Source organism: Halomonas shantousis (assembly GCF_054654615.1).
In genome coordinates this window covers 3,535,592-3,549,532 of sequence record NZ_BAAIER010000002.1, presented here as the reverse complement: position 1 = coordinate 3,549,532, position 13,941 = coordinate 3,535,592, and the positions used below count along the sequence as shown (strand labels likewise).

Sequence of the window (13,941 nt, the reverse complement as noted above, 5' to 3'; positions counted from 1 at the left end):
CCCTGACATGCCGAGCGAAGAGCAGAGAGCCGTGCGCGATGACGGCGACGAGCATGTGGTTCTGGGCAAGCTGACCAGTTCCTACGGCGTGAAAGGGTGGCTGAAGGTGTATTCCTACACCAGCCCCATGGAGGGCATCCTCGATTATCCTGAATGGGTGCTACGGCATCATGGCGAGCGGACGACGTATCGTCTCGCCCAGGGGCGTCGCCAGGGCAGAGGTCTGGTGGCGAGTCTCGAGGGAGTCACCTCACGCGAGCAGGCCGAGCAACTGAGCGGAGCGGAGATTCTGCTTCCCAAGGGTGTGCTGCCGGAGCTCGATGAGGGTGACTATTACTGGCATCAGTTGGAAGGTCTCAAGGTCGTCACGCTCGAGGGGGTGTACCTGGGACGGGTCAGCTACCTGTTCGAGACCGGAGCCAACGATGTGCTGGTCGTCAAGGCGACCGGTGACAGCTTCGACGCGCGGGAAAGGCTGCTGCCGTTTCTGCCCGATGAGGTGATCCGCGACGTGGACCTGAACGCCGCCACACTGACGGTGGATTGGGACCCCGAATTCTGACATGACGGACCACGTCTGACGTGGGGCGTATCCAGTGGATGGCTGGCCGTGTGGATTGGTGTTGTTTCCCTGTTTCCGGAGATGTTCGAGGCGGTGACCCGCTATGGCGTAACCGGGCGTGCGGTCAAGCAGGGTCTGCTGGATGTGGAATTCTGGAATCCCCGGGATTACGCCACAGACAGGCACCGGACGGTGGACGACCGCCCCTACGGTGGCGGTCCGGGCATGTTGATGAAGGTGGAGACCCTGCGTCAGGCCATCGCTGCCGCGCGTGATGGAGCGGCCCGGGGGCGGGAGAATCCGGAACGCACCCGGGTGATCTACCTGTCGCCCCAGGGGCGGCCGCTCGATCAGCAAGGGGTCCGGGAACTGGCTTCGCTCGATTCCCTGATCGTGGTCGCTGGACGTTATGAGGGGGTCGACGAGCGCGTCGTGGAAGCCGACATCGACGAGGAGTGGTCGATCGGCGACTATGTCCTATCCGGTGGCGAGTTGCCGGCGATGGTCATGATCGATGCCGTGGCACGCCTGGTTCCCGGTGTGCTGGGTCATCAGGATTCGGCGCAGGAGGACTCCTTCGCCAGCGGATTGCTGGACTGTCCGCACTATACCCGCCCTGAAAGCATCGACGGGCGGCAGGTGCCGGAAGTCCTGCTCAGCGGCAATCATGCCGCGATCAGACGTTGGCGGTTGAAGCAATCGTTGGGGCGTACCTGGCTCAGGCGTCCTGATCTACTCGAGAGCCACTCGCTGGATCGCGAGCAGCAGGCGCTGCTCGACGAATTCATCGAGGAATACGTCGAAAAGACGGAGGTGCATCGGCAAGTCCGCAGCGAGTAAGCGGCTTGTGTTGCGTCACCCATATCCAGTCGATTCCCGCGTCTTCGGCGCCGGGATCACATGCCTTCGGCAAGCGGGACTTCGCCGCAAGGCTCTGACATGTTGAGGAGTTGAACGATGAGCAGCAAGAACAAGGTGATCCAGGCGATCGAAGCCGAGCAGATGTCCAAGGAAGTGCCGGCCTTCGCTCCGGGCGACACCATCGTCGTCCAGGTCAAGGTCGTCGAAGGCAACCGTGAGCGTCTGCAGGCGTTCGAAGGTGTGGTGATCGGCAAGCGCAACCGCGGCCTGAACTCCGCTTTCACCGTGCGCAAGGTCTCCCACGGTGTCGGCGTCGAGCGGACGTTCCAGACCTACAGCCCGCTGGTGGCTTCCATTGACGTCAAGCGTCGCGGTGACGTACGCCAGGCCAAGCTGTACTACCTGCGCGAGCGCAGCGGCAAGTCTGCACGTATCAAGGAAAAGCTGTCCTGATACGGCGCTGGCGAATGGACCCGACGGCGCGTGTCCGACGGTGACATTCGTATCGCTGCCCTTACAAGAACCCTGCTGGCCGCAAGGCCGCAGGGTTCTTGCGTATCTGGCCTGACATTCGGCCATACTGAGGAGATACCATGAAGGATGCCGCGCTCCGTGATACCTTCCTGGATACGCTGTGGCTCGAGCGCGGCGCCAGCGAACATACGCTGAGCGCTTATCGCCACGATCTCGAGACCTGGCGGACGTTTCTGGTGGGGCGGGGAGAAGAACTGCTGTCGCCGGGGCACGAGTCGCTGGGGCAGTTCCTCGACGACCGGGCCGACAGTTATCATGCCCGCTCCACGGCACGGTTGCTGTCGTGCCTGCGACGCTTCTACCGCTGGGCATTGGCCGAGGGGCATCTGGAGCATGATCCGCTAGCCGAAGTACGCGCTCCCCGAATACGCCCGCCGATGCCGGACACCCTGGACGAGGAGGATGTCGAGCGACTGCTGGCGGCACCTGACGTTTCCATGCCGCTGGGGCTGCGCGATAGGGCCATGCTCGAGGTGCTGTATGGCTGTGGCCTGCGGGTGTCGGAGCTGGTGGGATTGACGGTCGAGGCTGTCAACCTTCGCCAGGGCGTGGTGCGCATCCTTGGCAAGGGCGACAAGGAGCGGCTGGTGCCGGTCGGGGAGGAAGCCCTGGTATGGCTGGCGCGTTACCAGCGCGAGGCGCGAGGCGCCCTGATGGACGATATTACCCGTCCCCCGCTGTTTCCGGGGCGTCGCGACGGTTTCATGACGCGTCAGACGTTCTGGCATCGTATCAAGGCGCATGCCAGGGTCGCGGGAATCGACAAGCCACTGTCCCCCCATACGCTGCGGCACGCATTTGCGACCCACTTGCTGAATCATGGCGCCAATCTGCGTGTCGTACAGCTGTTGCTGGGTCACAGCGATCTGTCGACGACCCAGATCTATACCCATGTCGCCCAGGCTCGCCTGGAAGCGCTGCATGCTCAACACCACCCACGAGGCTGATGATGAAAAGCGTCCTGTTGTCCCTTGCTCTTGGCCTGTTCATGGCCTCCTCCGTTGCGCTGGCCATGGCCGAGCCGCCCGAGCCGCCCGAGGCGCTGCGAGGGGAGTTGCAACTGAATGGTCATTCGGTACCGGTGGAAGCGGTCCGCGAGACCCCCTTGCCGGGTATCTACGAAGTACGGCTGCAAGGGGGCAATACCCTCTATGCCGACGCCAAGGGGGACTATCTGCTGGCCGGCGATCTCTATCACAATGCCGAGAGCGGCATGGTCAATCTGACCGAGCAGGCCGCCAACGATCGCCGCGTGACGCAGCTCGCGGAAATCCCCGCCTCCGAGCGGATCATTTTCAAGCCTGCCGGCGAGGTGCGGGCCAAGGTCACGGTCTTCACCGACGCCTCCTGTCCCTATTGTCAGAAGTTTCATCAGGAAGTCCCCCGTCTCAATCGGATGGGAATCGAGGTAGACTATCTGGCCTTCCCGCGGATGGGGCTGAAGTCGGAAGGGGCCCGAGTATTGCGCCAGGCCTGGTGTGCGGAGAACCCCAGCGAGGCGGTAACCGCGGCGATGCGTGGTGAGACGCTGCAGGCCGCCGCCGACTGCGACAATCCGGTCGACGAGCATTATGCCCTGGGACTCGCGACGGGCATTCAGGGTACGCCGGCGATCGTGCTGCCCGATGGACAGATGGTCCCCGGCTACGTCCCGGCAGAGCGCCTGGCGACAATGCTGGGACTTGAGGATTGACACCCCGCAAGGGGATTTCTACTTTGGCGGCCTGGCGCGTGTTCGTGCGCCGCTGTCTTGGCGCACCAGAGACGATTCAAGAGGGGAGCAGACGTTGAAACCGGTGAGAGTGGGTATCTGTGGGCTGGGAACCGTAGGTGGCGGAACCTTCAATGTGCTGACGCGCAACGCCGATGAAATCGCGCGCCGCGCAGGACGGCCCATCGTCATCGAACAGGTCGCGGCGCGCAGCGATAATCCCGAGTGCGACATCGCCGGCGTCAAGGTGACCCGTGACATCTTCGAGGTGGCCAGCAATCCCGATGTGGATGTGGTGGTCGAGCTGATCGGCGGTTACGAGACGGCTCGCGAACTGGTCATGACCGCCATCGACAATGGCAAGCACGTGGTGACCGCCAACAAGGCGCTGATCGCCGTGCACGGCAACGAGATCTTTCGCGCCGCGCATGAGAAGGGCGTGATCGTGGCCTTCGAGGCGGCCGTTGCCGGCGGCATTCCGGTGATCAAGTCGCTGCGCGAGGGGCTTGGGGCCAACCGCATCCAGTGGCTGGCGGGGATCATCAACGGCACCGGCAACTATATTCTCACGCATATGCGCGACGAGGGTCGGGCGTTCGAGGATGTGCTGGCCGAGGCGCAGGCACTGGGCTACGCCGAAAGCGACCCGACCTTCGACGTCGAAGGAATCGATGCCGCGCACAAGCTGACCATCCTGGCCTCGATCGCCTACGGCGTGCCACTGCAGTTCGAGAAAGCCTACACCGAGGGCATCTCGCGCATTACTGCGGAGGATGTCGAGCAGGCTGACAATCTGGGCTACATCATCAAGCACCTGGGCATCTCGCGGCGTACCGAAGCCGGACTCGAGCTTCGCGTGCATCCCACACTGATTCCCAAGGAACGCCTGCTGGCCAGCGTACACGGCGTGAAGAACGCCATCGCCATCATGGGCGACGCCGTCGGCCCGACGCTCTACTACGGCGCGGGCGCGGGAGCGGAGCCGACCGCCTCGGCGGTCGTTGCCGATCTGCTCGACGTGGCGCGCGACATCGCCACCGATCATCACTACCGCGTGCCCTACCTGGCCTTCAGCGGCATCATCGAGGGCGACGAAAGCCTGCCGATCCTGCCCATGGAGGACATCGTCACCGCCTATTACCTGCGCCTGCTGGCGGTCGACCGGCCCGGCGTGCTGGCACGGGTGGCGACGATTCTTTCCGAGCAGGGCATCTCCATCGAAGCGCTGATCCAGAAGGAAGCCACCGAAGGCGAGCTGGTGCCGATCATTCTGATGACGCATCGTACCCGCGAGAAGCAGATGAACGAGGCCATACGGCAGTTGGAATCACTGGCGGACATCGCCGGACCGGTGACCCGCATCCGGGTGGAATGCCTGAACGAGCAGGAGTAGGCCATGCGCTATATCAGTACTCGCGGGCAGGCGCCCGTATTGGGGTTCGAGGATGTGGTGCTGACCGGTATGGCCAGCGACGGCGGTCTGTACGTGCCGGAGAGCGTGCCTCGGTTTTCGCATGACGAACTCGCGGCCATGGCCGGTCTGTCCTATGCCGAGATCGCCTTCCGGGTGATGAAGCCGTTCGTCGCCGGTGCCATCGATGACGACACCTTTCGCGGCATCGTGACGGAGGCCTACGCCACCTTCAGCCACGAGGCGGTGATACCGCTCAAGCAGCTCGGCCCCAGCCATTTCCTGCTCGAGCTCTTCCACGGCCCGACGCTGGCCTTCAAGGACGTGGCATTGCAATTGCTGGGCCGGTTGCTCGATCATTTCCTCAAGAAGCGCGACGAGCGTGCGGTGATCATGGGCGCAACCTCGGGCGATACCGGCTCCGCGGCCATCGAGGGGTGTCGGCACTGCGACAATCTCGACATCTTCATTCTGCATCCGCACAACCGCGTCTCCGAGGTGCAGCGCCGCCAGATGACCTCGGTGCTGGCCGATAACGTGTTCAATATCGCCATCGAGGGCAACTTCGACGATGCCCAGGCGATGGTCAAGGCCAGCTTCGCCGATCAGAAATTCCTGAGCGGCACCCGGCTGGTGGCGGTGAACTCGATCAACTGGGCGCGCATCATGGCGCAGATCGTCTACTACGTCGCCGCCGGCGTGGCGCTGGGCGCGCCGCATCGTCCGGTCAGCTTCACCGTACCCTCGGCCAACTTCGGCAATCTCTTCGCCGGCTACATGGCCTACAGCATGGGCCTGCCGGTGAAGCAGTTCGTGATCGCCACCAACGCCAACGACATCCTGCATCGCACGCTTGCCGACAACGACTTCTCCAAGCGCGACCTCGAGGCAACGCTCGCGCCGTCGATGGATATCGTGGTGTCGTCGAACTTCGAGCGCCTGCTGTTCGATGCCTACGAGCGTGACGGTGACGCCGTACGCGAACTGCTCGAGCGTTTCCAGCATGAGCCGACGGCGCTCGCCGAGGCGCCGCTGGCCCGGCTGCGCGAGCTCTTCTCCAGCCATAGCGTTGACGATACGACAATTCTCGAGGTGATTCGCGAGGCGCACCATCGCACCAAGGAACTGCTCGATCCGCACACCGCCACCGGGTTCCGCGCTGCCGAGCGCTGCCGGCGCGACGAGGCCACGCCGATGATCACCCTGGCGACCGCGCATCCGGCCAAGTTCGCCGATGCGGTGGTCAAGGCCGGTTTTCCGGGCGTGCCGCTGCCGGTGCACATGGCCGACCTGATGGAGCGCGAGGAGCGCTACAGCGTGCTGCCGGCGGAGCTCGGGGCGGTCCAGGGATTCGTCGCCGAGCATCGTCGCTAGACGTCAGCTGCGCAGCGTCGAGCAGGCGCGGTTATCGAGAGGGCAGGGTATGTTGAAGATCTGGGGACGGACGAATTCCACCAACGTCAAGAAAGTGCTGTGGTGTGCCGCCGAGTTGGGCGTGCCGTTCGAGCGCCTCGATGCGGGGGGTGCCTACGGGGTGGTCGACGAGTCCGCCTATCGGGCGATGAATCCCAATGGCCTGGTTCCCTGCATTCAGGATGACGATTTCATCTTGTGGGAATCCAATGCCATCGTGCGCTACCTCTGCGCCAAGCATGGTCAGGGCTCGCTGTATGCCCAGGAACTGACGGCGCGCGCCGAGGCCGATAAATGGATGGACTGGGCGACCTCGTCGCTGGCGCCGCCCTTCAAGGATGTATTCTGGAACACGGTGCGCCTGCCCGCCGAACGGCGGGATGTCGAGGCCGTCGAGAAGGGACTGCAGTCCTGCGGCACCCTGCTGGGCATGGCGGACCGGGTATTGGAAACACGGCCCTTTCTGTCAGGACAGCAACTGGGAATGGGCGATATCCCGCTGGGGTGCTTCGCTTATGCCTGGTTCGAGATGCCCATCGAGCGCCCGGCACTGCCGTCTCTGGAGGCCTGGTATCGGCGCCTGGCCACGCGCGACGCCTTTCGCGAGCACGTCATGATCGCGCTGACCTGAACGACACCTTTCGTATCGACATCACCCAGCGCCCGGTCAGCCGGGCGCTGTAATTTGGAGTACGCATGATCTCTGATGCTGCCCCCACCCCGGCTCAGGCTTTTCTGTTCCGGCGCATCCAGCCGCGTGTCCGGGATGAGGCGCTGTATCGGCGTGCCCAGGCCGAAGGATTGACCGAGCTGCAGGCACGGGTCGTGGCGGGGCGCCTGCCGGGACACGAGGGGCCTCTCGCGGCTCTGGTCGAGCCCAGCCTGCGCTACCTGGCGCATCCCGAAAAGCTTCGCGACGCGCGCCGTGCCGCCGAACGCATCGCCCGGGCCGTCAGCGAGGGCGAGCACATCGGAATCCTGACCGATTACGACGTGGATGGCATCACCTCGCATGTGGTGATCCTGCGAACCCTGACCGAACTGTTCGGCGTTCCGGCCTCGCGGCTGCACAGCCTGATCGGTCATCGCATTCATGACGGTTACGGCATCAGCCTGCCGCTGGTCGAAAGGACGCTCTCCCTCTCGCCGCGGCCAACGCTGGTGATCACCGCCGATTGCGGCTCCTCCGACGAACCACGTATCGCGCGCCTCCAGGCGGCGGGGATCGAGGTCGTCGTCACCGACCATCACGCCCTGCCGTTGTCCGGCCCGCCGGCGTCCGCTTACGCGGTGGTCAATCCGACCCGCGAGGATTGCGACTATCCCGACACGACCATCGCCGGCTGCATGGTCGCCTGGCTGATCATGTCGCTGACCCGGGCGGTGCTGATCGAGCAGGGCGTCGTGCCGGCTTCCACGCCCAAGCTGTCGCCGTGGCTCTCCTACGTGGCACTGGGCACCGTCGCCGACTGCGTCTCGCTGGGCGGCAGCGCGGCCAACCGCGCCGTAGTGACCCATGGTCTGAGCCTGATCAATCGCATGGAGGCGGCCTGCTGGCGGGCCATGGCCGAGCGGCTCGGTGTCGACAGCGTGCCCTTCGATGCCGAGACCCTGGCCTTCCAGATGGGGCCGCGCATCAATGCCCGCTCGCGGCTCGACGACCCCTACGCAGCGCTGCATTTCATGCTCGCGGCCGACGATATCAGCGCGCGGCGTCATCTCGAGGTGCTCGATGCCGACAATCAGTCGCGCAAGGCCATCGAGGCGGACATGGTCGAGTCCGCCCGGGCGTTGGCCATGCCCGCGCTGGCGGCGGACGAGCCGGCCATCGTGGTGTTTCTGGACGATGGACACGCCGGCGTGCAGGGCATCGTCGCCTCGCGTCTGGTACAGGCTTTCGGTCGTCCGGCCATCGTACTGACGCCAGCGGCGGCGCCCGGCATGCTGACCGGCTCGGGGCGCTCCATCGAGGGGCTGCATCTGCGCGAGGCGCTGCAGCGGGCCCATGATCTGGCGCCCGAGGCACTGCCGCGTTTCGGTGGGCATCGCGGTGCGGCAGGCATCGGTCTGCCCCGTGAGCGTCTCGATGAGTTCCGCCGCGCTTTCCTGCTTGCGGTGCGTGAGCAACTGGGTGAGCGCGAGCTTTATCCGTGCGTGTTCACCGATGGCGAGCTCGAGGCCGCGCAGCTGTCGCTGGCCACGCTGGACGAGCTGGAGCGCCTGGCACCGTTCGGTCGCGAGTTCGACGCGCCGCTGTTCGAGGGCGAGTTCATCGTGGAGAATTTGCGTATCGTCGGCGCCGACGGCAACCATCTGATGCTGGAACTCTCCCGAGGCGGTGTCGCTCTGCGGGCCATCTGGTTTCGCGCTCTGACGCCCGGCGAGGTTCCGCCGTTCGGCCTGGGGGCTCGGCTGCATTGCGCCTATAAGCTGTCGCGCAACCGCTGGAAGGGACGGGAGTCGCTGCAGTTGATGATCGAGCACGCCGAGCCGTTGTAGGCCGGCCGCGAGTGGGACGCGAACACAAGACAAGAACGCAAGACAAGAATACAAGGAAAAACGCATGGAGCCGATCTCGGGCGTGCCCCACCGCTGGCACGAGGATATCCTGGCGATGCTGCTGGGTACGCTGTTCGTGTCGCTGGGTATCACCTTCTACAGCGAAGCCGTGCTGTTGACCGGCAGCACCGCCGGCCTGGCGCTGCTACTCCAGTATCTTACCGGGTTGAGTTTCGGGGGGCTGTTCTTCGTCATCAACCTGCCGTTTTACTATCTGGCCATCAAGCGCATGGGCTGGCAGTTCACGCTCAAGACGTTTGTGGCGATCGCGCTGGTGGCGCTGTTCTCGCAGTTGACCGCCTCCTGGGTGAGGTTCGAGCACCTCAACCCGGTCTACGCTGCGCTACTGGGTGGTGGGCTGATCGGCATCGGTATGCTGGTGCTGTTTCGCCATCGCGCCAGTCTGGGGGGCATCAATATCCTGGCGCTCTACCTGCAGGACCGCTACGCCATTCGCGCCGGCTATTTCCAGCTCGGCGTCGACACGCTGATCCTGATCGCCTCCTTCTTTGTGGTGAGCGTCGAGCAGGTGGCCCTGTCCGTGCTCGGTGCCCTGGTCATCAACATGATCATCGCCATCAACCACAAGCCGGGACGCTACATCGGGTTCAGCTAGGCGGGAAACCGCTAGGTGGGCTCAATAGTTGGGCCAGACGCCCGGCGTGGCCAGTTCCAGCAGGTGACCGTCCGGATCACGAAAATAGAGGCTTTCTCCACCCTTGGGCCAGTGGGTTCGGCCTTCGATGGCGATGTCGTGGGCTGCGAAATGCCGCTCCCATTCGGGCAGCGCTTCGCGGGATATGGCCAGGGCGATATGCAGCGGGCCGTGACCATCATGAGGCGGGATGGTGCCCATGTCGCGGGGCAGGGTGACGGTCTCCAGCGTGGAGCCGCGCTGGAACAACAACAGCACGCTGCGCCCGCCCACGTCGTAGGCAGTGAAGCGGTGATCGGCGGTGAAGGCCTCGAGACCCATGACGTTCTCATAGAATTCTTGCGCCCGCGTCATGTCGTCGACATAAAGGGCCGTTTCGATGACACCGTCGAGTGCCGGCATTGAGGTCTCCTTCCGCCAGGGCTGGCGATGATGGGCTGATCCTGTCGAACAGCATAGCAGCTGTCCGAGCAGGATCGGTGTCCAGCGTGATGCACGCCGGAAGCCTCAGCGCGCCGTCCTGGGCGGGATCTACCTGGACGGCCCCCAGAACCACCAGATGATCAGGCCGATCAGCACCAGGCCGCCCATGTTGATCAACCAGGTCATGTCGTCGCCTCCCGGGAGGTGGTGGAGAGTGTCGGTGTGGCTGAGTGCGTTGCCTGGCTCGGCTTGAACAGCCGCAGCCGGTTGGCGTTGGTGACGACCGTCACCGACGATAGCGACATGGCGATGCCGGCAATGACCGGTGACAGCAGCAGGCCGGTAAACGGATACAGCACGCCGGCAGCGATGGGGATGCCCAGGCTGTTGTAACCGAAAGCTCCCCACAGGTTCTGCTTGATGTTGGCAAGCGTGGCGCGACTGATCTCGATGGCATCGACGATGCCATGCAGGGAGTTGCGCATCAGCGTGATGCCGGCGCTCTCGATGGCCACGTCCGTCCCCTGGCCGATGGCGAAGCCGACATCGGCCTGGGCCAGTGCCGGGGCATCGTTGATGCCGTCGCCGGTCATACCCACCACTTCCCCGGTACTCTGCAGGCGCTTCACCTCGGCCAGCTTGTCTTCCGGCAGCAGGCCGGCGCGATACTCATCGATGCCGGTCGCGCGGGCAACCGCCGCTGCCGTGTGTGCATTGTCACCGGTCAGCATCACCACCTTGAGACCGTCGTCCTGCAGGCGGCGGATGGCGGCGACGCTATCGCTTCTGAGCGGGTCGCTGACACCGAACACGGCGGCCAAATGATCATCCACGCTGAAATGGATCACGGTGCGTGCCTGCGCCTCGAGATGGCGGATCGCGGCCTGTCCCGGCGACAGATCGATACCGGCATCCTCGAGCAGGGCGGCATTGCCCAGGCGCAGCGTTTCACCCCGGTCCGTGCGGGCGATGACACCGCGGCCGGTAATCGAGTCGAAGTCGCGGATGCTGACGGGGGCTGCGCCACGTGTCTCGGCATAGGACAGCAGGGCCAGGGCCAGGGGATGTTCGGAGCTGCGCTCCAGCGCCGCCACCTGACCCAGGACAGTGGCTTCGTCGGCGACGAGGAGCTCCGCCTCGGTGACCTGCGGTTTGCCCTCGGTCAGCGTACCGGTCTTGTCGACGATCAGTGTGGTCAGGCGGCTGGCGGTCTGCAGGGCCTGTCCGTTGCGGATCAGCACGCCGTACTCGGCGGCCTTGCCGACGCCGATCATGGTGGAAATGGGCGTGGCCAGGCCCAGCGCGCAGGGGCAGGCGATGATCAGTACCGTGGTGGCCGCCACCAGCATATGGATCACGCGCGGCTCGGGGCCGACGTTGAACCATATGAGCGCCGTGAGTACGGCAATGATCATCACGCTGGGCACGAAGATCGAAGAGACCTTGTCGGCCAGTTCGCCGATCGGAGGGCGCGAGTTCTGCGCCTGGGAGACCTGTTCGATGATGCGGCCCAGGCGAGTCTCGGCACCGACCCGGGTGGCGCGGTAGACCAGCGAACCGCGGCCGTTGACGGTGCCGGCGGAGACCTCGTCATCAGCGCGCTTGGCTACGGGAATGGGCTCACCGGTGAGCATCGACTCGTCGATATGGCTCTGGCCCTCCTCGATGATCCCATCCACCGGTAGCCGTTCGCCGGGGCGTACGCGCAGCCGATCCCCTTCTTTGACCTCATCGGTGGGAATCTCGCGCTCCTCGCCGTCGCGGATCACCCGGGCGCTGCGCGACTGCAGGTCCAGCAGTCGCTTGAGCGCCTGGCTGGTGCGTCCGCGAGCCCTGAGCTCCAGCGCTTGGCCGAAGCTGATCAGGCCGATGATCATGGCTGACGCCTCGAAGTAGAGGCCACGGGCCGCCTGCGGAATCAGTTCGGGGAACAGGATCACCACCATGGAGTAGAGCCAGGCGGCGCCGGTGCCTACGGCAATCAGCGTGTCCATGTTGGCCTGATGATGGCGAAAGGTCCGCCAGGCGTTGACGAAGAAACGGCGTCCCGCCGTGGCCAGCACACCGAAGGTGACCAGCCCCACCAACAGCCACAACCAGCGCTCCCCGCCATCGAGCATGGGATGGCGAAACAGCATCGAGATCATCAGCGGCACGCCGATGCCCAGACCCAGGGCGGTATCGCGCAGTCGCAGGCGGTATTCCCGGGCTTCGTTGGCCTCGCGGGTCTCCTCCGCCGTGCGCAGGTCCTCGATGACTTCGGCGCCGTAGCCGGCCTCTTCCACGGCACGGATGAGCTGTGTGGCGGAGACTTCACCGCGAACCTGCGCCGTGCGTGTGCCGAAATTGACCTCGGCCTGTTGTACGCCGGGGGTTGCATCGAGCGCCTGCTGGATGGTGCGCACGCAACCGGCGCAGGTGATGCCCGACAGGGCCAGGCGTATCGGCGGGTCCTGAGGCGACGTCGATGAGGCCCCCACCGGCGAGGCGGCCGCCGGGGCAATATTATCGGCCGGAGCGCTGTCCAAATGAGGGTCGCCAGCGTTAGCGCCGGATGCTTCGCTTTCGGGAGGATGGCCGGCCTCGCGGAGCACGTCATCGAGCGCGTCGCCATCGAGCGTGGTGTCGACGAGCAGACGCTTCTCGGCGGGGATACCCTCGACCGTGGCCGTCTCGTCCCGTGCCTGGATGGCGCGGCGCATCTTGGAGACGCACCCCTGGCAGTTCATGCTGGGAACATGGCGCTCGTGGCGGTTCAAGGCTGGTAGCTTTTCGGCCTCGGGAGGATGCCCGGCCTCGCGGAGCACGTCATCGAGCGCGTCGCCATCGAGCGTGGTGTCGACGAGCAGACGCTTCTCGGCGGGGATGCCCTCGACCGTGGCCGTCTCGTCCCGTGCCTGGATGGCGCGGCGCATCTTGGCCACGCACCCCTGGCAGTTCATGCTGGGAACATGGCGCTCGTGGCGGTGCAAGGCAGGTAGCTTTTCGGCCTCGGGAGGATAGCCGGCTTCGCGCAGCACGCGATCGAGTGCATCGCCATCGAGCGTGGTGTCGACGAGCAGACGCTTCTCGGCGGGAATGCCCTCGACCGTGGCCGTCTCGTCCTCGGACTGGATGGCACGGCGCATGTTGGCCACACACCCCTGGCAGGTCATGCCCGGCACGTGGCGCTGATGATAGAGGCTCATAGTAGATCCCGTTACGGTTGGGAAGAAGTTTCGGGAGGCGGCGTGCAACAGGCGTCTGCCGGAAAGCTTTCGATCAGCCGACAGAGACTGTGGCCATCCGGCGTGCCGTCGGGCATGTTCTGCCAATTCGCCATGGCCTGTTCCATGCGGTTGGCCAATGCCTGAAGCTCCTGAATGCGGGCATGAATGAGCGGCAGCCGCTGAGCCAGCAGGTCTCGCACCATCGGGCAGGGGGAGTCCCCATGGTCGGCATGCTCGAGGATGTCGCTGATTTCCCGCACGCTGAAACCCAGCGTCCGCGCGCGTTGGATGAACTGCAGGCGGTTGAGGGCCGTGCCGTCGTAGAGTTGGTAGCCATTGTGAGGATCGCGGCGAGGCTGCAGCAGACCTTCGCGCGTGTAATGGCGTACGGTTTCCGCCGTCACTCCTGCTCTTCGAGCCAGTTCGCTAACCTTCATGGGCGCCTCCTGATAACCCGTATGAACAGTTTAGAACCTTTGGGTAACCCATGGGTCAAGAGGATCTGTCCCGAGGAGCCCTGAAAAGTAAACGCAGGGTTACAGGAACGTCTAATTGCTACATGGCGGCTGCGATGGCGCAATGCAGGTCAGAGTTCATGTCAGA

The 13,941-nt window shown here is 64.6% G+C and carries 13 protein-coding genes; 10 read left to right on the top strand and 3 right to left on the bottom strand.

Translation table 11 applies throughout. The features are described from left to right. Positions 1 to 7: 7 nt before the first annotated feature. The 10 genes from rimM to ACYQ12_RS16680 all read left to right on the top strand — a co-directional run bounded on the left by rimM (position 8) and on the right by ACYQ12_RS16680 (position 9,667). A complete protein-coding gene (rimM, locus tag ACYQ12_RS16725; RefSeq protein ID WP_459873948.1) occupies positions 8 to 562 on the top strand; it encodes a ribosome maturation factor RimM in 555 nt (184 codons plus the stop codon). A gap of 48 nt (positions 563 to 610) precedes the next feature. After that, a complete protein-coding gene (trmD, locus tag ACYQ12_RS16720; RefSeq protein WP_459873946.1) occupies positions 611 to 1,402 on the top strand; it encodes a tRNA (guanosine(37)-N1)-methyltransferase TrmD in 792 nt (263 codons plus the stop codon). A 117-nt stretch (positions 1,403 to 1,519) separates the two neighbouring features. Continuing rightward, positions 1,520 to 1,876, top strand: coding sequence for a 50S ribosomal protein L19 (rplS, locus tag ACYQ12_RS16715; protein WP_459873944.1), 357 nt, complete (start codon positions 1,520 to 1,522; stop codon positions 1,874 to 1,876). Between the two features lie 140 nt (positions 1,877 to 2,016). After that, positions 2,017 to 2,904: a site-specific tyrosine recombinase XerD gene (gene xerD / locus ACYQ12_RS16710; protein ID WP_459873942.1), complete on the top strand. Its 888-nt coding sequence runs from the start codon at positions 2,017 to 2,019 to the stop codon at positions 2,902 to 2,904. A 2-nt stretch (positions 2,905 to 2,906) separates the two neighbouring features. After that, on the top strand, positions 2,907 to 3,650 hold the full coding sequence (locus ACYQ12_RS16705; protein WP_459873940.1) for a DsbC family protein: 744 nt from the start codon (positions 2,907 to 2,909) through the stop codon (positions 3,648 to 3,650). Positions 3,651 to 3,744: 94 nt separating this feature from the next. Continuing rightward, positions 3,745 to 5,061, top strand: a complete 1,317-nt coding sequence (locus tag ACYQ12_RS16700; RefSeq protein WP_459873938.1) for a homoserine dehydrogenase — start codon at positions 3,745 to 3,747, stop codon at positions 5,059 to 5,061. A gap of 3 nt (positions 5,062 to 5,064) precedes the next feature. Beyond that, on the top strand, positions 5,065 to 6,453 hold the full coding sequence (thrC, locus tag ACYQ12_RS16695) for a threonine synthase (protein ID WP_459873936.1): 1,389 nt from the start codon (positions 5,065 to 5,067) through the stop codon (positions 6,451 to 6,453). A gap of 49 nt (positions 6,454 to 6,502) precedes the next feature. Beyond that, positions 6,503 to 7,123 (top strand): glutathione S-transferase family protein, encoded by a 621-nt coding sequence (locus ACYQ12_RS16690; RefSeq protein WP_459873934.1) that lies wholly within the window; start codon positions 6,503 to 6,505, stop codon positions 7,121 to 7,123. 65 nt (positions 7,124 to 7,188) lie between these two features. Continuing rightward, on the top strand, positions 7,189 to 8,991 hold the full coding sequence (recJ, locus tag ACYQ12_RS16685) for a single-stranded-DNA-specific exonuclease RecJ (RefSeq protein WP_459873932.1): 1,803 nt from the start codon (positions 7,189 to 7,191) through the stop codon (positions 8,989 to 8,991). 64 nt (positions 8,992 to 9,055) lie between these two features. Beyond that, positions 9,056 to 9,667, top strand: a complete 612-nt coding sequence (locus ACYQ12_RS16680; protein WP_459873930.1) for a YitT family protein — start codon at positions 9,056 to 9,058, stop codon at positions 9,665 to 9,667. Between the two features lie 21 nt (positions 9,668 to 9,688). Here ACYQ12_RS16680 and ACYQ12_RS16675 read toward each other — a convergent pair whose 3' ends face one another. The 3 genes from ACYQ12_RS16675 to ACYQ12_RS16665 form a co-directional block, all read right to left on the bottom strand. Further along, on the bottom strand, positions 9,689 to 10,108 hold the full coding sequence (locus ACYQ12_RS16675) for a VOC family protein (RefSeq protein ID WP_459873928.1): 420 nt from the start codon (positions 10,106 to 10,108) through the stop codon (positions 9,689 to 9,691). 203 nt (positions 10,109 to 10,311) lie between these two features. Further along, on the bottom strand, positions 10,312 to 12,858 hold the full coding sequence (locus ACYQ12_RS16670; protein WP_488193317.1) for a heavy metal translocating P-type ATPase: 2,547 nt from the start codon (positions 12,856 to 12,858) through the stop codon (positions 10,312 to 10,314). Positions 12,859 to 13,328: 470 nt separating this feature from the next. After that, positions 13,329 to 13,775, bottom strand: a complete 447-nt coding sequence (locus ACYQ12_RS16665) for a MerR family transcriptional regulator (protein ID WP_459873924.1) — start codon at positions 13,773 to 13,775, stop codon at positions 13,329 to 13,331. Positions 13,776 to 13,941 lie beyond the last annotated feature (166 nt).

Excerpts from the sequence above, each read along its gene's own strand:
- recJ (WP_459873932.1), top strand. The coding sequence starts at position 7,189 with ATGATCTCTGATGCTGCCCCCACCCCGGCTCAGGCTTTTCTGTTCCGG.
- rimM (WP_459873948.1), top strand. The coding sequence starts at position 8 with ATGCCGAGCGAAGAGCAGAGAGCCGTGCGCGATGACGGCGACGAGCAT.
- ACYQ12_RS16675 (WP_459873928.1), bottom strand. The coding sequence starts at position 10,108 with ATGCCGGCACTCGACGGTGTCATCGAAACGGCCCTTTATGTCGACGAC.
- ACYQ12_RS16705 (WP_459873940.1), top strand. The coding sequence starts at position 2,907 with ATGAAAAGCGTCCTGTTGTCCCTTGCTCTTGGCCTGTTCATGGCCTCC.
- ACYQ12_RS16670 (WP_488193317.1), bottom strand. The coding sequence starts at position 12,858 with ATGAACTGCCAGGGGTGCGTCTCCAAGATGCGCCGCGCCATCCAGGCA.
- thrC (WP_459873936.1), top strand. The coding sequence starts at position 5,065 with ATGCGCTATATCAGTACTCGCGGGCAGGCGCCCGTATTGGGGTTCGAG.
- ACYQ12_RS16690 (WP_459873934.1), top strand. The coding sequence starts at position 6,503 with ATGTTGAAGATCTGGGGACGGACGAATTCCACCAACGTCAAGAAAGTG.
- rplS (WP_459873944.1), top strand. The coding sequence starts at position 1,520 with ATGAGCAGCAAGAACAAGGTGATCCAGGCGATCGAAGCCGAGCAGATG.
- xerD (WP_459873942.1), top strand. The coding sequence starts at position 2,017 with ATGAAGGATGCCGCGCTCCGTGATACCTTCCTGGATACGCTGTGGCTC.
- ACYQ12_RS16680 (WP_459873930.1), top strand. The coding sequence starts at position 9,056 with ATGGAGCCGATCTCGGGCGTGCCCCACCGCTGGCACGAGGATATCCTG.
- ACYQ12_RS16665 (WP_459873924.1), bottom strand. The coding sequence starts at position 13,775 with ATGAAGGTTAGCGAACTGGCTCGAAGAGCAGGAGTGACGGCGGAAACC.